The sequence below is a fragment of the Tersicoccus solisilvae genome, from assembly GCF_014643255.1.
In the GTDB taxonomy this organism is placed as follows: Bacteria; Actinomycetota; Actinomycetes; order Actinomycetales; family Micrococcaceae; genus Tersicoccus; species Tersicoccus solisilvae.
This window is the reverse complement of record NZ_BMJI01000057.1, coordinates 1-700: the sequence shown is the minus strand read 5'-3', so window position 1 is coordinate 700 and position 700 is coordinate 1. Positions and strand designations below refer to the sequence as shown.

At 48.1% G+C, this 700-nt stretch carries 1 pseudogene; it reads right to left on the bottom strand.

What is annotated here, in order from left to right:
• A pseudogene (locus IEX22_RS16210) lies at positions 1–579 on the bottom strand (hypothetical protein); the annotation flags it as partial.
• Positions 580–700: the final 121 nt, after the last annotated feature.

The window sequence follows — 700 nt, the reverse complement described above, 5'->3', positions numbered from 1 at the left end:
GATGACAACGGCTTCGGCACTTTCTTCAAGGATCCCGGACAAGACGCTGCGAGGCAGTAATCCGAAAATGTCTTGGTTTTCCCTCTTGGTATTATCGTGAGACGCCAGGGATTCGAAACGCACCAGAATCATCTTGTGACTATCTATTCTGACCGGCTCCAGATAGAGGCGGGTGGGCAGCTCTTTGCCGTGGCGATTGAGATGCAACCAATCCCAAGTTTGCGATTGTTCCGTGGCGGCCTGCAGTAGTTTTCGGGCCAGCTCTATGCTGCATTGCCCATCAAGTTGCAGTCTGGGAGCAAAGTCATAGAGAGTCGCATCGAGAATTTCCTGATCCACACAGGCGAAATAATTCAAGGCTGCCTGATTGGCGGCGAAAACTTTGCTCCCCTTGAACAGTGCCAGAGGTGTCGCGTGTGGGTCGCTATGCCAGAGTTGCAGTTGGGGGGCGAGTTTTGCATCGGCCACCAGCATCTGCAGCAGTTGTGTCCATCGGATCATCCGGGATACTCCCTTGTCATTCTCTGCTGAGAATCCTTTCCTTTTGAAGTTGTTATTCCATTCCTTTGGTTTTAACACTTAACAGCTTTACTTTGTGGCTCAATCAAACAATCAAAATGTCGTTTTGTTGCTAAAAGTGTCTATTATCAGTCAAACTGGTGAAAAAATGTGTGATAGTCCTAGAAAGATGGATTTTTGT